The sequence below is a fragment of the Methanoregula sp. genome (genome assembly GCF_028679125.1).
In the GTDB taxonomy this organism is placed as follows: Archaea; Halobacteriota; Methanomicrobia; order Methanomicrobiales; family Methanospirillaceae; genus Methanoregula.
In genome coordinates, this window is record NZ_JAJRCG010000009.1 from 64441 (window position 1) to 84240 (window position 19800).

19 protein-coding genes are annotated in these 19800 nt (G+C 55.4%); 10 read left to right on the forward strand and 9 right to left on the reverse strand.

The features are described 5' to 3' along the window. The first annotated feature begins 16 nt into the window (after positions 1–16). Positions 17–811 (forward strand): protein-glutamate O-methyltransferase CheR, encoded by a 795-nt coding sequence (locus LUQ43_RS07970; RefSeq protein ID WP_299966049.1) that lies wholly within the window; start codon positions 17–19, stop codon positions 809–811. A gap of 24 nt (positions 812–835) precedes the next feature. Here the strand turns inward: LUQ43_RS07970 and LUQ43_RS07975 are convergent, their stop codons facing one another. After that, positions 836–1096, reverse strand: coding sequence for a hypothetical protein (locus LUQ43_RS07975; protein WP_299966051.1), 261 nt, complete (start codon positions 1094–1096; stop codon positions 836–838). 215 nt (positions 1097–1311) lie between these two features. Here LUQ43_RS07975 and LUQ43_RS07980 point away from each other — a divergent pair, with 215 nt between their 5' ends. Continuing rightward, positions 1312–1962 carry a hypothetical protein gene (locus tag LUQ43_RS07980; RefSeq protein WP_299966054.1) on the forward strand — a complete coding sequence of 217 codons (651 nt, stop codon included), beginning with the start codon at positions 1312–1314 and terminating at the stop codon, positions 1960–1962. Between the two features lie 45 nt (positions 1963–2007). On the opposite strand, the gene LUQ43_RS07985 is transcribed toward LUQ43_RS07980, so the two are convergent. The 8 genes from LUQ43_RS07985 to thiC all read right to left on the reverse strand — a co-directional run bounded on the left by LUQ43_RS07985 (position 2008) and on the right by thiC (position 9193). Next, positions 2008–2196: a hypothetical protein gene (locus LUQ43_RS07985; RefSeq protein WP_299966057.1), complete on the reverse strand. Its 189-nt coding sequence runs from the start codon at positions 2194–2196 to the stop codon at positions 2008–2010. 27 nt (positions 2197–2223) lie between these two features. After that, on the reverse strand, positions 2224–2475 hold the full coding sequence (locus LUQ43_RS07990; RefSeq protein ID WP_299966059.1) for a hypothetical protein: 252 nt from the start codon (positions 2473–2475) through the stop codon (positions 2224–2226). A 217-nt stretch (positions 2476–2692) separates the two neighbouring features. After that, complete coding sequence (locus LUQ43_RS07995) at positions 2693–4546, reverse strand: DHH family phosphoesterase (protein ID WP_299966061.1); 1854 nt, start codon at positions 4544–4546, stop codon at positions 2693–2695. Positions 4547–4706: 160 nt separating this feature from the next. Next, on the reverse strand, positions 4707–5645 hold the full coding sequence (rnz, locus tag LUQ43_RS08000) for a ribonuclease Z (RefSeq protein WP_299966063.1): 939 nt from the start codon (positions 5643–5645) through the stop codon (positions 4707–4709). A 37-nt stretch (positions 5646–5682) separates the two neighbouring features. Continuing rightward, positions 5683–6459, reverse strand: a complete 777-nt coding sequence (locus tag LUQ43_RS08005) for a sugar phosphate isomerase/epimerase family protein (RefSeq protein ID WP_299966065.1) — start codon at positions 6457–6459, stop codon at positions 5683–5685. Then, positions 6456–7004 carry an AAA family ATPase gene (locus tag LUQ43_RS08010; RefSeq protein WP_299966067.1) on the reverse strand — a complete coding sequence of 183 codons (549 nt, stop codon included), beginning with the start codon at positions 7002–7004 and terminating at the stop codon, positions 6456–6458. The genes LUQ43_RS08005 and LUQ43_RS08010 overlap by 4 nt, the downstream gene beginning before the upstream one ends. Beyond that, positions 6958–7803 carry an anaerobic ribonucleoside-triphosphate reductase activating protein gene (locus tag LUQ43_RS08015; protein WP_299966130.1) on the reverse strand — a complete coding sequence of 282 codons (846 nt, stop codon included), beginning with the start codon at positions 7801–7803 and terminating at the stop codon, positions 6958–6960. The genes LUQ43_RS08010 and LUQ43_RS08015 overlap by 47 nt, the downstream gene beginning before the upstream one ends. 112 nt (positions 7804–7915) lie before the next feature. Next, a complete protein-coding gene (gene thiC, locus LUQ43_RS08020) occupies positions 7916–9193 on the reverse strand; it encodes a phosphomethylpyrimidine synthase ThiC (protein ID WP_299966069.1) in 1278 nt (425 codons plus the stop codon). 256 nt (positions 9194–9449) lie between these two features. On the opposite strand from thiC, the gene LUQ43_RS08025 reads away from it, so the two are divergent. From LUQ43_RS08025 to LUQ43_RS08060, 8 genes are all read left to right on the forward strand, one after another. Continuing rightward, on the forward strand, positions 9450–11840 hold the full coding sequence (locus LUQ43_RS08025; RefSeq protein WP_299966070.1) for a CDC48 family AAA ATPase: 2391 nt from the start codon (positions 9450–9452) through the stop codon (positions 11838–11840). Positions 11841–11873: 33 nt separating this feature from the next. Beyond that, positions 11874–12329, forward strand: a complete 456-nt coding sequence (locus LUQ43_RS08030; protein WP_299966072.1) for an Hsp20/alpha crystallin family protein — start codon at positions 11874–11876, stop codon at positions 12327–12329. A gap of 696 nt (positions 12330–13025) precedes the next feature. Continuing rightward, positions 13026–13931: a class 1 fructose-bisphosphatase gene (locus LUQ43_RS08035; RefSeq protein WP_299966074.1), complete on the forward strand. Its 906-nt coding sequence runs from the start codon at positions 13026–13028 to the stop codon at positions 13929–13931. A 20-nt stretch (positions 13932–13951) separates the two neighbouring features. Beyond that, complete coding sequence (locus tag LUQ43_RS08040; RefSeq protein ID WP_299966077.1) at positions 13952–15094, forward strand: class II fructose-bisphosphate aldolase; 1143 nt, start codon at positions 13952–13954, stop codon at positions 15092–15094. Positions 15095–15744: 650 nt separating this feature from the next. Continuing rightward, entirely contained in the window at positions 15745–16845 is a 1101-nt protein-coding gene (gene fbp, locus LUQ43_RS08045) for a fructose-1,6-bisphosphate aldolase/phosphatase (protein ID WP_299966080.1), read from the forward strand. A gap of 75 nt (positions 16846–16920) precedes the next feature. Then, positions 16921–17157 carry an LSM domain-containing protein gene (locus tag LUQ43_RS08050; RefSeq protein ID WP_299966082.1) on the forward strand — a complete coding sequence of 79 codons (237 nt, stop codon included), beginning with the start codon at positions 16921–16923 and terminating at the stop codon, positions 17155–17157. Between the two features lie 19 nt (positions 17158–17176). After that, a complete protein-coding gene (locus LUQ43_RS08055) occupies positions 17177–17521 on the forward strand; it encodes a MarR family transcriptional regulator (RefSeq protein WP_299966084.1) in 345 nt (114 codons plus the stop codon). Positions 17522–17743: 222 nt separating this feature from the next. Next, on the forward strand, positions 17744–19429 hold the full coding sequence (locus tag LUQ43_RS08060) for a PAS domain S-box protein (RefSeq protein WP_299966086.1): 1686 nt from the start codon (positions 17744–17746) through the stop codon (positions 19427–19429). Positions 19430–19800: the final 371 nt, after the last annotated feature.

Here is a 19800-nt window from a genome sequence, read left to right on the forward strand (position 1 = left end):
GTCAACGGGGATTCTGATGGATGATTTTGATGCATTAAAACGGCATATCGAACAGACGCTGAAGATCCAGTGTAACAATTACAAGGAAGATTATATCAAGCGCCGGCTGCTCTCACGGATGCGGTCAACGAATTCCACCAATTATGAGGAGTACCTCCGGTACCTCAAGACAAATCCGGCGGAGTACGAGGCGCTCCGGAACGCCCTCACGATCAATGTCACGGAGTTCTTCCGCGACAACGATGTGTACGAGTGCCTGAGAAAGGATGTCCTGCCGGATCTCTTCTCAAAACGCAAGCGACTCCGGATCTGGTGTGCCGGCTGCTCAACCGGCGAGGAGCCGTACTCGATCGCCATGATTCTCCACGACTTCCTGATCCAGGACAAGACGCTTGCAGCCCAGATATTTGCAACCGATATTGACAAGGTGGTGCTGGCAAAGGCCCAGGAGGGCATCTATTCCCAGAAAGCGATGGTGAAGCTCTCCGAATCGCAGATCCACCGTCACTTCACCAAGCTTCCGGATGGCACCTACCAGGCAAAACCGCACTTAAAAGAGCTCATCCGTTTTAGGCCTCATGACCTGATGGGTGGCACGCCCATCTCGCGCTGGCTCGATCTCGTGACCTGCCGGAATGTCACGATCTACTTTACGGAAAACCAGAAAGATGATCTTGCACGGCTCTTCCATGATGCCCTGGTCACCGATGGGTACTACATCATGGGAAAGACAGAGTATCTCGGGAGACAGGTCGAAAACCTGTTTGTGCCCAGCAATTCTGTGCATAAAATATTCATGAAAAAGGAATAATTCTCCTTTCCCTGAAGGGGAAGATCATAATTTTCTCTCTTGAGTCTCTTCACCGGGAGCAGCGCGCTGGAAATCCTTGGTGAGGTTCCGCTGGAGTTCCTGTCGTGCGGTATGGGCTTTGAGCTGGTTCATGACCGTGACGAGATTTATCCCGATAATGATAAGAACCAGAAAAAGGCTCACCCAGAGCATGATGCCTTGTGAAGAGAGGAACGCTGCCCAGAGCAGGACGACAAATGAGATAAGGTAGAATATTACCCATGTGCGAAGCCCTGGCACTTCCATACCCATCAATTTTCACGAGAGAGGATAATAATGTATCCGGCCCTGAACAGCGGGATTACCGGGCAGGTCTGGATTTGCTCCTGAATGGTGTGATATTTGCCCGTTTGCGGATGTTTTCCTGTTTTTTATAAAAAGAAGATATCGATAAAAAGACCGGTAAACTGCTTGCGGAAGTATAACGTCATGTTTTTTTACGCTTACTCCCAGTACTACATGTGGAAAAAGGAGATCTTCTTACCCTGGTTGTCGGCGTGGTCCTGGTACTCGTGATAGCTGTTGTGGCAAACCCGCATTACCTGTCGGGTCTTTCTCTTGCACCGGGAACCCCGTCACCGGCACCCGTGGTTACCACAGTCTCTACCGTCACCGTGACGCCGATTATTCCCCCGACGCCGGTTCCTACGGTTACTCCAACACCGGAAGCAACCATCGCACCGCCCTACCGGATCTTTTATAACAGCAGCCCGTTCACCTACCCCCGGTTCAAGATGCCGGACAATATGAGGACTTTTGGCGCCGGTGACCTTGCACTCCGAAGCAGGGAAATGGTGACCTTTGCATTTATCAATGAGACGCGGGGTGGTCTGACCCAGAAGTTCCGTGTTCCGTATCCGGTCTGGGTGCTCAATACCACGGTTATTGCAAACCGTACTCCCCAGTACGGGAATTTCCAGATGGTCCTGTGTTATGCAAATAATGGGACGGTCATTGACGGGGAGGAGATCCTGAACCGGGGAAGCATGTACCGGGTTGTTGAAACATCCGGAGCGGAAGTATATATGATCATTACAACCGCATATATCGACAGTTACCAGATCGATCTGGAGACCCCCCGGGATTATTACAGCCGGTATAAAACAGGATAGTTGCGGATCCGAGCGTGTGACCCGGATTTTCCCCCGTTTTTCAGGTCAGAGTTTTTCAACGGTGACGCGGACGCGATCGCCGCCTTTCAGGATATGTCCCTTGGGGATGTCGATGTTAAACCAGAGTGCCCCGGGGTCATCCTGTGTCGGGTCCTGCGACATCAGGCAGTCTTTCTGCTCGTTGATATTTGCAACGAATTCTACTTCTGATTCGAATTCAAGAACTTTCGTCATGATAAAAAGGGAATAAATGAGATTTGATCAGATGGCACGCGTGGTGACCATCCAGGTAGTGCTGTTGGAATAACTCCACCGGATGATATCCATCTCCTTACAGATTTCAGAAAGGATGGCCATGTTCGTTCCTACCTCTTTTGGCGAGAGGCCAAGGTCTTTGGCAATGTATTTTGATTTGAAGTAGTGTTTGCCTTTGGTAAGGCCTGAACTGAGATAGGAGACGATCTTGTGCTGGGTCTCGTTGTACGTCTCACGTAGTTTTTTGGTTGTTGACATGTTATGCCTCAGCATTAAAAACACATATGAATTAATTCCTATATATAAGTATCTATTTCGGTTAGGATAAATTCGGTCTTGTTTTTTTTACCCGGTCGAAATTTCAACCAGAAAGACTATATTCTGCCCGCCGGGTGCTGCGATTTATTCTGGGCGAAATGCGGGTATTTTTTCCAATTCCGGGGAAGAATCTGTTGAATTCTTAAAAAAAAGGGGATCAACCCTGCTGCTGGGTGGATGCATCGGCGATCTTGCTGATGAGAGCTTCAAGCACGACATCACGCATGCCCTCCACGAATTTTATACTGCCCACGACCAGGTGTCCGCCACCGCTGATCCCGCCGCCCGGGAGTTCGACGCGGAGTTCACGAACCATCTTCGGGATATTCATGAGCACACCCCGTGAGCGGAGCACGGCAAAATCCGGGCCAAATCCGATGGTGACCACCGGTTTTCCTGCATTCTGCCGGCAGAGCCGGTCATGTACTTCCCCGCTGGTCTTCCCGGGCGGGGGGAACGTGAACTTGTGGGCATGAATCTCAACATCGAGAAGGAAGAGATGCGCATCATTGGAAAGCACGCGGGAGACCACGTGGGGCATGGAGGCGCTCATCTGGTCCTCGATCATCGTGTTTGCTCCCTCAACAAGGAGGGCGATCAGTTTCTTGTGGCGCTCGGTATTGCCGGTGATATTCAGGATGTCCTTGATGATCTCGCGGCCGTCATTGAACCGGAGCCAGAACTGTTCGTAGTCCAGGGCCAGTGCGATGTCCTTGCAATCCTGTTCCGAGTACTGGTCTTTGATGAGGTTGAGGAAGAGTGCCCGTTCGGGGGCTTCGCTCCGGTCCCCGAAACCGGCAATCGCCGGCAGGTGGCGGATAAGGGATTCGACCTTCGGGTTGATCAGCCGGGCCACTTCCGTTCCCAGCATGCCGGCCGTGATCCCGAAATCGCCGCCAACATGGTAGGGGTTGACGTGGGCGAGCAGGTACTTGTCGATCGTTGCATCCGGGTGGTGGTGGTCGACAACTATGAACGGGATATCGTATACGCTTGCGATCTTGTAGGATGGCTCGTCCTCTTCGGTTGACCCGTTATCGGTCAGGAGAACAAGGGGCATCTTCTGCCCGAACCGGACATGGTCCTTCAAGGAGAAGTCAAGGTCGCGGGTGATATCCTCGATCTCGTAGAACGGTGCTTTTGAGGGAGCACGCTTGAAGAGGAAGTAATCGGCATCGAAGTCCCCGCCGGACTCCCGGATCAGGGAGACAACGGCCTGCTCGATCGCAACCGCGGAGCAGATGCCGTCAGCATCCGCATGGTGGCGGAGGATGATGGGCTGGGAGGTGAAGACCGCCTTACGGATGATCTTTGCCACCTTCTTCATCTCGGGGCGGAGTTTCTCCATGACCTCGCTCTTCACAAGGAGGGGAATATCTTCCGGCTCAGAGCGGGCATCGAGGGCTTTCTCGATCCTGTCCCTGACAGCAGCTGAGTCATCGCCATTCAGGACGGATATTGAGTCTACCTCGATTTGTAACTGGTTGTTCCGCCGCATCACTTCGCCAACAACCTGGACGATGTTCTCCAGCTCGACTTCCGGGAATGCCCGGACGCCGGCCTCCACGAAGGCTGCCGCATTCTGGGTCCCGGTCTCATCGACAATGGTGAAGATGGTCGGGCCGCTGGTCTGCTTGATCTGGGCAACTTCGCCTTCAATGGCAACGGTCTTCCCGATCTTGGAGGCCAGGTCGGCTATCCGGACGGTTGTTGATTTCCGATCAAGGTTCTGCACCTGGTAGACCTGGATCTGGATCTCCTCGAGATCGATATTGCCGTTCGGCCGTATCTGCCGGACGCGGACAAGGATGGAGTCGCGTTCATTGTGTTCGGCTTTGATGTTGCTCTTGTGCACAAGACCCTTGATCCGGTCGTTGAGCTGCACGAACATGCCGAAATTGGCAAACCCCTGGACTTTTCCCTGGTATACGTTTCCTTCCTCGATGTCGGCAAGGTCACAGCCATTGCCGAGCCTGTACACGAGGACATCGTCAGAATTGGTATCGCTCATAGTTTCCTCTCACCACACACAGCGTACGGACATATTGTTGCGATATGGTATGGTATCGTCAACGCTCCGCGGACATGAATGATTTATATGATCATCATGGGTGCGAGGGGGTTTAATTTACTTGTTATCTGCAAAAAAGAGAAGGGTAAAAAGCGGGCGGTCAGTCCCGGAACGGGATCTCGATCATGTCCAGATCGTTCGGGATAACGATCTTTCCGGAGTATTTGCCCTGTGCATCATGCATATGCGCCTGGCTGTCCGTGTAGCGGGAGCTGGTGTGGACAAGGACGAGTGTCTTTGCATTGAGGGCCGTTGCTGCCTCCCCGGCCTGCGCAGCCGTGGCATGATAGAATTCCGCTGCCCGGGCCACTTCAGACTCGTCATACGTGGCGTCATGGATCAGGAGATCGGCATCGTGAGCAATATCCATAATTGCCGGGTGGATGGCCCGGGTATCCCCGGTATAGACGATCTTCCGACCCGGACGGGCAGATCCCATGACCTGCTCCGGCCGGACTTCAGCGACCACATCGCCGTTTTTGACGGTAACTGCTTCTCCCCGCTGGAGTCTCCCGAAGAGCGGGCCGGGTGGCACGCCAAGGGCTATGGCCTGTTCCCGGTTGAACCTGCCCGGGCGGGGATCTTCTTCCAGCACATACCCGAGGGCCGGGAGGCCGTGTTTCACGCCAAAGGCCGTGACGGTATATCCTTCGAACCGGGCCCATGATCCGGGTCCCAGTTCAACGGAATCCATGGGGAACTTGAGGTTGAACCGTGCCACGTGGCGGAGCGTCTTGACAAACTCGTGCACCCATTCCGGACCGTAAATGGTAAGGGGTTCTGTCCGGCCATTGAACGACATGGTCTGCACAAGGCCGAAGATGCCGAGGAAATGATCGGCGTGCCAGTGGGAGACGAAGATGGCATTGATGGTGAACCCGCACCGCGCCCGCATCATCTGCTGCTGGGCGCCCTCGCCGCAGTCAAAGAGCAGGGTGTCCGAACCCCGCCGCACCATGATGCAGGGAGGATTGCGGGTCGGCGTGGGAAGCGCCCCGGCAGTGCCGAGGAAATAGACATGCATGGTCTCGCCGCTCATATCAGATGCCCCCCTGGTTTGCCACTCACCGTTCGTGTCACAGGAAATACCTCCGGAACACGGCAAGGCTCTTCTTTGCCTCCTCAACCGATCGACCTTCAACAACAATACGACGGTCTTTATACCGTGAGGAGATCTCTTTGCCAACCTTCTCCCAGGGTATCGTGCCTTCGCCGAGTGCAAGGTGTTCGTCCGACATGCCGTGGTTGTCGTGGATATGGATGTGGCTGGCTTTGTCAACATACCGGAGGAAATCGTTGACATGCCCGGTGGTGTTCGCGTGCCCGAAGTCGAAGGTCATCCCGGTGCCTTCGATGCCTTCGGTCATGCCCATCAGCTCTTCAGGGGCCCGGCAGAGGAATTCCTTGAAACTGATCATGTTCTCGAGGCAGGCCAGCACGCCGTGTTCGGTGGCGCACCTGCCGATCTGGCGAAGCGCCTCTTTCTGGAGTGCCCAGACCTTCTCCGGCATCATCTTGCCAACGGGCGAGATGTAGCCCGGGTGGATGGTGACCCGGTCGGTCAGCGGAGCAGCGTGTTCAATACAACTGCAGATCTGGCGGATCGATTCCCTCCATATGGGATCGTTGAGGGTGGCAAGGTTCAGATCCCCGTAGGGTGCATGAACCGAGGCACCAAGGTTTGTGGTTGCCAGTACATCCTGCACCTTCCGGAAACAATCCTTGTTCTCCAGCCGGTAATTGCCGTCGCTGACGATCTCCCAGCCGGTATACCCGGCCTCTTCGATACCGTACACCCATGCGATATCGTCCCAGACCTTGGCCGATGAGGAGAAATAAACGGAGAAACTCATGAGTCCCCCCGCAACCGGAGCAGGAGATGCTGGACAGCGTCAGAAAATTCCGCCAGCGTCCCCTCGTTCTCAAGGTGAACGTCTGCTTCTTTGAGGGCATTGCCAAGACCCCAGCCCAGTTCCCTCGTATCCCGGTTGTGCAGGGCATCGGCGGTGGTGAAATCATCCGACCGTGCGCGTGCGGCGATCCGTGCAAGCCGTTTCTCAAATGAGGACTCGATGCTGATCAGGGTGAAGCCGGGGAAGTTTTTCCGGAAGAGCGCAACTTCCGTATCCCCCCGTATGCCGTCCACGAGAACAAGGGGGGTGGATTGTTTCTGGATCTCGGGAATACAGAGCCGGGCGATTGCATCCATGCCCCGCTCGGCCCGGAGCCGGTTGGCCGTTGCCCCGAAGTTCGCATCATTGGGTATAAGCCCTGCATCCTGTACGGCTCTCCGTATCATGTCGCCCATGACAATGACAGGAATACCCGTTTCCTGTGCTATCCGGGAGAATTCACCTTTTCCGCTTGCGGGCATCCCGACGACGCCAATCACTCTCATAGGATATTTCACCAATCTCCCGTGTCCGAATCCGCACTGTCCTCCCCAGGTCATCGGCAATGGTTTTGAGCTCTGCCAGAGTCAGGGGAGGATGGTTCTCCTGAAGATTTCGTTGTTTACAGATATATTCCCCATTGGTCATATCTGGTGCAGTCTCGCGCATCCGGATGATCTTGTGCTCGCCCTGTTGGAGGACGAGCGGGGTGGTCCCGATCTCCGAAGAGATCTTCCCGATATAGTCCGCGTTCTCGTAAAATGCCGTGATGACAATCTCCAGTTCAGAGAGAATATCGTCCCGCGATGCTTTTTTGCAGATGCCAATCGACTGTTTGAGGTTCTTCTCATAGTTCGCAACAGGGAGCGTACGGTATCCGCCCTGTATGCCGGAGAACCCCTCCCATCGCGTCTTATAATCAATGGCGATCCGGTCCACCAGGCGCTCCTGGATGAGACTGTCCAGCGTGTCCGGGAAGAGGCCGTTGGTCTGGATCGCGACTTTCATGTCTAGTGTTCTCGCATACCGGGCGAGTGCGATGACAGCATCGCGCTGGAGCGTGGGTTCCCCCCCGGAGATCACGATGCCGCTGACAAAGGGGGCCGATGAGGCGATCATCTCCGTCACCTCATCGAGGTCGCGATAATCCTCTCCTGTCTGGATGGCCTCGTTCTGGCAGTAGGAGCACCGCAGGGGGCATCCCCGCAAAAAGATCGTGCAGACGGCACGTCCCCGCCAGTCTATTGTTGAAAGGGGAACAAAGCCGCCGAAATTGATCCTGATACGATCACCGTACCCGATTATTTATTATCGTGGTTATTTGAGGGTATTGAGATCCAAACAGAAACCGGTTGCAGGATTCCGAAATAAATCGCGATGCAATCCAAAAATGTGCGTGGTAAAAAAGAGATGTTAATCAGAACTTGAAGTGGCGGTTGACGATCTTGATTGCGCAATAATCGCCGCACATCGTGCACCCGTCAGTATCGGCAGGCATGCGCTCGTCGCGGATCTTCTTTGCCCGGGCAGGGTTCATGGCAACCGCGAACTGGCGTCCCCAGTCAAGGTCGCGGCGTGCGTGTCCCATCTCGAGGTCGGCTGCACGGGTCTTCTTCAGCTTGATCATGTCGCCGACATGCGCTGCGATACGGGAACTCATGACGCCTTCGTATACCTCTTCCGGTGTTGGCAGGGCAAGGTGTTCGGCAGGGGTGACGTAGCAGATGAAGTCCGCACCCAGCGAGGAGGAGATGGCAGCGCCGATGGCGGCAACCCGGTCGTCGTAACCCGGGGCGATATCGGTCACAATGGGGCCGAGCATGTAGAACGGCTTGTTGTTGGTGACCTTCTTCATCAGCTGGACGTTGGTTGCGATCTCGTCGATCGGCACGTGGCCCGGGCCTTCGACAATCACCTGGACGTTCTGCTCGTGCGCCTTGTCTGCGAGTTCTGCGTTGATGAGCAGTTCCTGGATCCCGGCCCGGTCGGTGGCGTCGTGGATTGCGCCGGCCCGCATGCCGTTGCCCATCGAGAGGGTGACCTCGTGCTCCTTCATGATCTCAAGGAGATAGTCGAACTCGGCGTAGAGCGGGTTCTCCTTCTCGTTGTGGAGCATCCACGCGGTCATGAACGCCCCTCCCCGGGAGACAAGCCCTGCATGGCGCCCCTGGTTCTTCAGGCGCTTGACCGTCTCCCAGTTGATGCCGGTGTGGATGGCCATGAAGTTGGTGCCGAGTTTTGCCTGTTCTGCCGTGATGCGGAAGAGGTCATCCTCTTTCATGTTCACGACAGCGCCGTCTTTCTGTGCCGCTTCAATGAATGCCTGGTACAGGGGAACGCAGCCGACACTGAGCGTGGTATTTGCTATGATCTGCCGGCGGATCTCCTGGAAGTCCCCGCCCGTTGAGAGTTCCATGAGGGTGTCTGCACCGGCGAGTTCTGCCTGCCGCGCCTTCTCGATCTCCTGGGGGATATCGACGATATCAGTGGAAGTCCCGATAGAGGCATTCACCTTGGTGCGGAGCCCTTCGCCGATACCGCAGATCTTCACCTTGCGATAGGGGGAGACCGGGATAACGATATGCCCTTCGGCAACGCTGCGCCGGACGAAGTCTTCGGTGACTCCTTCCTGCTTTGCAACGATCTTCATCTCTTCAGTGACGATGCCGCGCTTGGCATCTGCGACAATACTCATACTATACTGGTTTCGGTAAAGACCAGATAAAGGCTCGGTTTTTCAATTCTGGACTAAATCTGGCTTGTTAAGTGGACAAGTAAAGTTGAATTGGAATAACGCAGATTATTTTGTTCTGTAAATCTCTCTTAGCCACATGGCAATCTTCCCGCCACTCCCTTTCTTTTTGTAGAAACGGTCTTTGCATCTCTCGGAATGTTTATATATAATATTGCACTAACTAATGGTAAACCTTGAACAAACGAGGTGTTTTACGATGACAGAAGTGAATTATTTCGAAGTTACGGTAAAGGAAGCAGCGCATGATGATACCGGCCGGGGTATTGCGCGGCTCAGTATCGAGGTGATGAAGAAACTCGGGCTGGTTTCCGGTGATGTGATCGAGATCCAGGGCAAGAAGAAGGCCGCAGCAATCGTCTGGCCGGGATTTGCCCAGGATACCGGGTTTGCATTGCTCCGTATTGACGGGAACATTCGCGGGAACGCCGGTACCGGCATTGACGAGAAGGTCCGGATCTGCAAATCCGAGGCAGAGTACGCAAAGAAGATCGTTGTCCAGCCCACCCAGCCGATACGTCTTGTGGGAGGTGAGCAATACCTCTCGCGGGTATTGCGCGGGCGGCCGGTGATCGAAGGCCAGGCTGTCCGCGTTGACGTGATCGGGAATTCCATTACCCTCATCATCACCAAAGTTGCCCCCAAGGGCATGGTCATTGTTACTGATGACACCGAGATCGAGCTCAAGGAAGAGGCCTACAAACCCGAAGAGGGCAAACAGGAGATGTCCGATATCCACTACGAGGATATCGGGGGTCTTGGCCGCGAACTCCAGCTCGTGCGTGAGATGATCGAGCTCCCGCTCCGTCACCCGGAGATCTTCGAACGCCTGGGCATCCAGCCGCCCAAGGGCGTACTGCTCTACGGTCCCCCGGGTACCGGAAAAACCCTGATTGCAAAAGCCGTGGCAAACGAGGTGGACGCCCACTTCATCACCCTCTCCGGCCCGGAGATCATGAGCAAGTACTATGGCGAGAGCGAGAAAGGGCTCCGCGAGAAATTTGAGGAAGCAGAGCAGAACGCGCCTTCCATCATCTTCATCGATGAGATCGATGCGATCGCGCCGAAGCGTGCAGAAGTACAGGGAGAAGTTGAACGGCGCGTTGTCGCCCAGCTGCTGGCACTCATGGACGGCCTGAAAGGCCGGGGCCAGGTCATTGTCATAGCGGCAACCAACCTCCCGGACTCCATTGACCCGGCCCTCCGGCGCGGCGGCCGGTTCGATCGGGAGATCGAGATCGGTATCCCGGACAAGAAAGGCCGGCTGGAGATCTTCCAGGTGCACACCCGTGGTGTCCCGCTTGCAGACGATGTGAAGATCGACGAATTCGCCAATGTCACCCACGGCTTTGTCGGCGCGGATATCGCCCTTCTCGTGAAAGAGGCGGCAATGCATGCGCTGAGGAAGGTGATCCCGCAGATCAAGATCGACGAGGATATCCCCAACGAAGTGCTCGATGCGCTGAGGGTGACGAACGAGGACTTTTCCGAGGCCCGCAAACACGTGGAGCCCTCCGCAATGCGCGAGGTTCTGGTGGAGGTGCCTGATGTCACCTGGAATCATGTTGGCGGGCTTGAGGAGGTAAAACAGGAATTAAAAGAGGCCGTGGAATGGCCGCTCAAGTACCCGGATGTCTTCGACAGATTACACGCAAAGGCCCCGAAAGGAATCCTGATGTTCGGTCCGCCCGGGACCGGCAAGACCCTGCTCGCCAAGGCCGTGGCCAATGAGAGCGAGTGCAACTTCATCTCGGTGAAAGGTCCTGAACTGCTCTCAAAGTGGGTAGGTGAATCTGAAAAGGGGGTACGGGAGATCTTCAGGAAGGCCCGGCAGGCATCCCCGTCGATCATCTTCTTCGACGAGGTCGATGCGCTGGTGCCCAAGCGCGGGAGCTACCAGGGCTCCTCGCATGTCACCGAGAGCGTGGTCTCCCAGATCCTGACCGAACTGGACGGTATGGAGGAACTGAAAAATGTCACCATTATCGCGGCCACCAACCGGCCGGATATGCTGGACGATGCCCTGCTCCGCCCGGGCCGGCTCGAACGCCACATCTACGTCCCCGCCCCGGATGAGGAGAGCCGGAAGAAGATCTTCGAGGTGTACCTCGGCGGCGAGACGGGCAGCATCCTTGCAAAGGATGTGGATATCGGTGCACTGGTGGCCCAGACGGAAGGCTATGTCGGGGCCGACATCGAGGCGCTTGTCCGCGAGGCTAAGATGGCGTCTATGCGCGACTTCATCATACAGATGGGCGGGAGGACCGAGCAGGAACGCAAGGATGCGATAAAGAACGTGATGCTGACAAAAGCTCATTTCGATGCAGCAATCCTCCGGGTGAAGGGATCCCTTGACAGGGATGCAATAGAGATGTCCGAGCGGCAGGCATGGGCAATGCTCTACAACCAGGACCAGCGTGCCATCCTGGAGAAGGCAGTCGTGCTGATCCGCCAGGCCGGCATGGCCCATAAGAAATCTGATGACAAGCAGATCGGGGAATTGCATAATGCCGTCTATGCACGGAAGAAGGATCTTGCGGCAATTGCGAAAATGACCGAGTCGCTTGAGAAGAACCTGGAGAAAGCATAGAACAACCAACGAGGTTAAAACGAGGTGAGAGATATGAACGGAGATCCAATGGATATGTTCGAAGAGATGGATGAGATGTTCGCCCGGCTCTTCGCTCGTATGAATCAGGAATTTATGACCGGTAACCCGGAGGTATATGAGTACCGGATCGTTATCAGCAATGACAGAGCCCCCGGAAGGATGCAGGAGATCCCTGCCCCCGCATCACGGGCAGCCAGCGAACCATTTGCCGAGATCCACCGGATTGGCAATGAGACCAAGGTGATCACCGAGCTCCCCGGTGTAACCGATGAGATGATCCGGCTTGATGTGAAGGGGAGCACACTGATCATTGATGCCGGGGATGCGGAGCATCATTATCACACGACCGCAGACCTGCCCCCGGTTGATGCGGCATCGATGCAGAAGTCGTTCAGGAACGGGGTCCTGGAAGTGAGCTTCCGGAACCTGCCCGATGCAGCGTCTGTCCCGGAGCCCGGGAAGAACTAACCTTTTTTTTGGTGATTGTGTAACATCCACCAAAAGTGCGATAAACCTGAAATAAAATTTTCATTGCCGCTCTTAGGGGCCCCGGCAAGAATCTGCCCCCGCTGATCGGGCATCCCCCGGTTGCGCGTATTACCTGTACCTGTATGTACACCCAATTAAGGTAATGCCGAGGCATCGCACTGCGCCCCGTCCCCCTCGGGGGACTGGCGGCGCAAGAGTGGGGATATATTTTTTGTGTTCTCCGGAACACAAATCAAAAAAACTGAATTGGCTCAATACTGACCTGGGTTAGTGGTGGACTTTACTCACTCACCTTTTTTTAATCCTGCCTGCAGCGGGTTGCAGCCGGATTGCACATCACCTGCCCGGAAAAATCAATCGCGATGAAATGGGAGTTTGCGAGATGATAGCAGGTTAATTGACCTGCAATTTTTTCATCTCTCCCTAGTGAGTCCATGGGATGATCCCCCGGACCCTGCATAAAAAATCCTTGCGGGGTATGAGGGGGAGATGAAATTTTTCTCATCATGGGAACCTCATCGCGGATATTACCGGGTACACTTCTGGTTGTCCGAATGCCATTGCGTGGGATAATAATCCTGATAAACCCCGCCATCAAAAGACTACACACATCGGGGTGTCCGGCAGGACTTCCCGGGTTGCATGCCCGATTGTGGCAGAGGAAGGCGGTACCACATGAAACTCAAAGAATTCCTTGAGAGCACGGGAACAGAGAAGAACCTCGCGGAACTGATCCTCTTTCTTGGCAGGCAGGCACCCGCCATCAGGAAGGGATTTCTCTCAACCGGTGTGAAGCCAGCAGAGAAGGATAAGACGCGGAACGCGTATGGCGAGGAGCAGATGCCCCTTGACAAGTACGCGGACTCGGTCTTTGTCGAGGGAATACGATCCTCCCGCCTTGCCCGGTACGTTGCCACGGAAGAGCAGGAGAAGGTTGTCGAAGTCGAGAACCCGAAAGCCCAGTTCGGCGTTGTCATCGACCCGATTGACGGATCCTCGCTTATCGATGTGAACCTCTGTGTCGGGACCATTATCGGTATCTATCCCGGGCATGTCCTTGCAAAGGGGTCGACCCTGGTTGCTGCCATGTACCTGCTCTACGGGCCGGTCACGACCCTCACCGTCACCACCGGCAAGGGTGTCCACGAGTTTGTCATGGACGAGTCCGGTGAATATCTCCTGCGGCAGCGGGACCTGAAGATTCCCGAGGGGAAGGTCTTCGCGCCCGGCGCCCTCCGGAAGGACTACCTCCCCGCCCATGCCCGGTGGATCGCGCAGCTTGAGCAGGAAGGCTACAAGCTCCGGTTCAGCGGCTGCTTTGTTGCCGATGTCCACCAGATCCTCCACAAGGGCGGTGCCTTCACCTATCCCGGGGTGAAGGGAAAAGAGAAGGGAAAACTGCGTCTCCTCTACGAGGCCAACCCGATGGGGAAGATCATCCACGAAGCCGGTGGTGCGGTGAGCAACGGGAAGACGGATATTCTCGGCATTGCGCCCAAGGCCATCGACGATGTCACCCCGATTTATATCGGTGGCAAAAAGGAGATTGCGCTGATTGAAAAATTTATGCATGAAGGATGAATACACTGGAGTGATGCAGTATGGCAAAAACTGATTTTAGTCCTCTCCCCGGTTCGACTATCCTTTCGGCGGTCTCCGGTCATAAGGCGATCGTTATGGCGGCAAATATCCGGATCGCCTCGGTAGCGCAGGGTATCTTCAGGGCAGCAAAGGATACCGACTCGGCAGTCTTCATGGAACTGGCCCGGTCCGAGTGCGACCTCAAGGGAGGGTATACGGGGTTCACCCCGCAGGCATTCTCAAAACGGATGAGCGAGGATGCAAAGGCAGTCGGGTTCGATATCTGGGCCCTCCACGCGGATCACATCACCGTCAAGAAGGGCGATGCTGCGGAGATCGAAGGAACGAAGCAGCTGATCGATGCGCAGATCGCGGCCGGCTATACCTCGTTTGCGATCGATGCCTCCCATCTCTTCAATTTCGAAGGAAAGAATGTCCGGGAGGAACTCGACCCGAATATCCGGGTCACCACGGACCTTGCCCGCCATATCAAGAGCAGGATGAACGGGAAGGCATTCGGTCTTGAGGTGGAAGTCGGGGAGATCGGCAGGAAGGACGGGACCGGGCTTGTCCTCACCAAACCCGAGGAAGCGGTCGCGTTCATCAGGGCGCTCAACGAGGCCGATGTCTTTCCCAACGTTCTTGCCATAGCAAACGGCAGCACCCACGGGCACACCTACGATGCCCTCGGGAATGTTGTCGAACAGCTCTCCATCGACATCCCCCAGACAAAAGCGATCGCAAAGGCCCTGCGGGACAACAAGCTCCATGTCGGTATTGCCCAGCATGGGATCACCGGGACCCCCCGCGACCTGATCAACCTCCATTTCCCGAAAGGCGACATCATCAAGGGTAATGTTGGCACGTTCTGGCAGGATGTGGTGTTCAGCACCCTGAAAGTGTATGAACCCGCGCTCTACAAGAATATCCAGGAATGGACGCTGGAAAAGTACAAGCCCCTGAACGTTGGGAAATCGGACCGCCAGGTGTTTGACGGCAACTGCAAGATGGCGATTAAGGAGTTCTTCAAGGATCTCTATTCCCTTGATGAAGCGACCGAGCATGCCATCCGGTCCATGGCCTATGCCGAGAGCCTTGTCTTCTTCCGCGCGTTCGGTGCATATGGTTCAGCATCGCTGGTAAGGAAATCCCTGCACAAATAATCCCGCATTTTTTTAGCAGGGGGCTCCCCTCTTCTATAACCAAAGCAGGGGGGTCTCCCGGATACCCCCCCACCCCCTTGCAGGAAAACCCGGGCGATCATCTATTCCCATTCTCCGTTTTCTGACGGAAGACCCGTTTTACCGGCCCGGCACTGCACGGTTTTCTCTGCTGCAACCGGCCCTGCATGGGGGGGTATGATCGCGTTTGAAACCAAGCGGGAGGGGGGGTCTCCCGCTCCGGAAAAATAACCGGCGGGGGGGTATGCCGGATACCCCCCTCCTCAAAAATGGGATGTACGCATTATTGCACACGTGATTGTTAACGATTCTCCATGGCCGTTCAGACGGAGCTGTCTGTCTGCGAACCTACCCAAAAATGATCCCGGGGGGTCTCTTCGGGCCGGAGGGGGGGAGGGGTCTCCCGGACACCCCCCCACCCCCATGCAGGGGGGGTTGACGCGATTTAAAAAAAAGAAGGTGGGGGGGTATGGGAGAGACCCCCCCACGATTTCAGGATCCACCTGTTCCTCATCTCAATCTGTTTTGGGAACGGGGACCTTTGAAACCGTTGCAGTGAAGATTAAAAAACCGGTACTGCCGTTCCCGCAATTTTTTAGTATAGGGAAGCGATCTCACTACTGTGAAGTCTTATGCCGAAAACCACGATCTCGGTTATCAAGGCTGATGTCGGGAGTTACCCGGGACACTCCCGCATCCACCCCAGACTCCTGGAGAACGCCCAGAAGATGCTCAAAGAGGAGGAAGGTAATCTCCTTATCGATTCCGTTGTCACGCACTGCGGCGACGATCTCGAGCTGATCATGACGCATACCCATGGCGTGGATAACAAAAAAGTCCACAAACTGGCCTGGGATGTCTTCATGGAGTGCACGAAGATCGCAAAAGAGCTCAAGCTCTATGGTGCCGGGCAGGATATGCTCGCTGACGCGTTCTCCGGCAATGTCAAGGGCATGGGACCGGGCGTTGCCGAGATGGAATTCGAGGAGCGCGGCTCCGATCCTGTTCTGGTCTTCATGGCAGACAAGACCGAGCCGGGCGCATGGAACTTTTTCCTGTACAAGATCTTTGCAGACCCGTTCAATACCGCTGGCCTTGTCATTGACCCTTCGATGCACAAGGGGTTCGTCTTCGAGGTACACGACCTGATCGAGAAGCGCAGGATCCTGTTCAGCTGCCCTGAAGAGACCTACAACCTGCTCGCGTACATCGGAGCCCCCTCCCGGTACGTGATCAAGCATGTCTTCCGCAGGGATGGGGAGATTGCTGCCTCAACGAGCACGCAGCGCCTGAACCTGATGGCTGGCAGGTATGTGGGCAAGGACGACCCGGTGATGATTGTCCGGTCCCAGAGCGGTTTTCCGGCAGTTGGCGAAGCGCTGGATCCGTTCTGCACGCCGGTCCTTGTGGCCGGATGGATGCGGGGCTCGCATCACGGCCCGCTGATGCCGGTGGGGCTCTGCGAAGCGAACTGCACCCGGTTCGACGGCCCGCCACGGGTCATCTGCTTTGGTTTCCAGATTAACCATGGCGAACTGATCGGCCCGGTGGACATGTTCGATGACCCGGCTTTCGACCGCGTCCGGAGCCGGTGCAACGAACTTGCCGACCTCATTCGGGCGCAGGGACCGTTCGAGCCCCACCGTCTTTCGCTGGGTGAGATGGAGTACACCACGCTGCCGGGAGTGGAGAAGGAATTGAAAAAACGCTGGGAAGCCCTTCCCAAAGAGTAATTTTCAGGCCCCCTTGCGGCGGGGATATCGGATCATAAGCAAGCTTTAATTATCTTCCATCCCAAATTAGGGCAGATGGTTAACGGAATTGTTTTGCCAATAAAAAAGGTGTTTGCCCTCGTGGATTCGAAGATCTCCGTCGAGATCAAGGATGAGGGGAAGAAGCTTCAGGGACGTCTCGTTGCCGTGGATGAATACCTCAACATTCACATGGAAGAGACGATCGAATTCGTGGACAACCAGCGCGGCCGGAGCCTCGGGGTTGTCGTTATCCGGGGTAATAATATTCTCACCATTGCGCCGGTAATCTGAATTTATATGGGTGGAGCCAATGGACGATCCTGTTGATGAAGGGCTGAAACTGATCCAGTCAAAGCCGGAAGGAGTGCTCCAGAGCGAACTCTGGAAGGAGCTCGGCGTTGACAGCCGGAAGTGCTCCCGAATCGTGAAGAAACTGGAAGAGAGCGGGCTCATCGACCGGGTGGAATTCAAGAAGGATGGTATCAAGACCTATCTCCTGCGGGCAAAGCAGATGCCGGTCAACCCGGCCGATCTCCTCGCAGGCGATGAACTCATTCCCTGTATCGGGTGCGATCTCGAATGTGTTGTCGAGGAGTGCCACCCGCTGATGGACTGGATGTACCAGCTTGCCATCGTCTCCCAGACAGAGAAATAATCCGGTTTTTTATTTTTATCATTTTTTATTTTAAGACATACTGTCAGGTTTTGACGTGTTTTCCCGGGTCACCCCTGCCGGAAGATTGCGGTGTGGTTATCCCTGCCGGGTAGAATCCCCGACGGTTCATGAAACAATTCTTCCGGTTTTCAACAACTATTTATCGCTCCACCATCCACCTGATAATGATTATTCCAGCGCCGTTTTGCCGGAAGATGCGTGATGATCTCCGTCCTGTTTGTCGATGATAATTCCGATCTTTTTACCCGCATCCGTACTTTTTTAGAGAAGACCGGCGAGATCCGTATCGAGCAGGCCCACACCATCAAGCAGGCAACCGAGAAGCTCCGGGGCAGGACGTTTGACCTCATCGTCTCGTATGAACAGCTTCCGGATGTGAACGGTATCGAGTTCGTGCCGGACATGAACGGTATCGACTTCCTTAAGTACCTCAAGATGCAGGGAAATATTACGCCGGTCATTTTCCTCTGCCGCAGGGGTTCAAACAAGATTGCCCTTGAGGAAGTGAACAACGCGACCGAGATTACCCTTCCGCAATCAGGAGACCTCCGCCCGCAGCTCATGGAGATGGTCAGCATGATCAAACAGACCATGCTTAAGAAGAAGGCGGAACGCGAACTCAAGGGCCAGACCGATCAGCTGGCAACCATCCTTTCGGCAACGCCGCTGGGCATCTTCCAGATGCGCAACGGCATTCTCGAATGGGTGAACCGCCCGTTCGCCGCCATGCTTGGTTCAACGGAACCGGCGCTGATCGGCAAGAATCTCCGCACCCTGATCCGGTCAACGGACGAATACGAGCAGCTCTTCCGGGGCTTCCTGATTCGGAAAGATGTCCAGGGGCTCGGGCATGCAGACTGCCGGCTCACCCGGGTGGATGGATCGACCGTTCCCTGTCACATCCAGGTGCAGCCGCTGGATCCTACGGACATCGGCAAGGGCGGGACATTCGTCGTCACCGACAATACGGAGAAACAGAAGATTGCAGATGCCCTCCGTGAAAGCGAGGCAAAATACCGCGACGTGCTCCAGAACACCCAGAGCATCATCATCCGGATGGATACGCAGGGCAACATCACGTTTTTTAATCATTATGCGCTGACCTTCTTCGATTATACCTCGGAAGAGGTGATCGGGAAGAATGTTGTCGGCACCATCGTCCCTGAGAAGGCCCGTGCCCAGCACGGGCTCTCGATGATGGCAAACGACATCGGGTTCAATGCCGAGGGATATGCGGTCAATGTCAACGAGAATGTCCGGAGGAATGGCGACCGGGTCTGGATCGCGTGGATCAACAAGGCGATCCGGGATGAACAGGGCAGGCTCATAGAGATCCTCTGTATCGGCCACGACATCACGGACCGCCGGCGCAGCGAGGGGAGCGAAGTGCGGATCAGCACCGATACGTGGAAAGACACCGTTGTTGCCGATACCGATATACAGGAAGATGTCTTCGATGCAGTTTTCCATATCTGCACCGAGATCTCCCTTGAAGGCCGCGAAGGAAAACCTGTCGGGACAACATTCCTCATCGGGGATACGAAGAACGTGCTGGAGAAGTCGCGCCAGATCATTCTCAACCCCTTTGAGGGGCATCGCCCGGAACTCCGTGTCATCACCAATCCCGGGCTCAAGGAGAATATCAAGGCCCTTGCCCAGCTCGACGGGGCGTTTGTCATCACCGGTGACGGTTTTGTCGAATCGGTAGGCCGTTACATCACGGTGGATTCGAGTAATGTCTCCCTTCCGCCGGGCATGGGAACCCGGCACAACTCGGTCGCCGCCATCACGAGCGTGACCCATGCGGTGGGGATTGTCGTCTCGCAGAGCGGCGGGGGAATTACCGTCTTCCGGGAAGGCAGGATTCTGAAGAAGATCACGCTCTGATGAACGTGGCCGGGAGTGTGCACCGGCAAAGACATTTCAGACCGGATCTCCCTCAGTAACGTTTTCGTAAATCTCGCATATGGCGGTCTGATCGCTTCGGACAATCACCCCCGCATTTCTGCTTCCCTACCCTGCTACAGCTGGAACCTCGTCTCCCTGCCCTGCAGCCAGTCAGGAATGAAGGGTCCCGTCTCCACCACTACGGCTGTCTGACAGCACGCGCTCCGAAGACTACGGTCATGCGATAACTTGAAAATGTGGGACAGGCAGTATTCAAGTATCCATGGGTTATGATACGCAAACCAGGATCGTCGCCATCCCGTGATCCCGTCCGGGGAATGCCGGGAAATCACCTGACGGAGCCGTGCGTA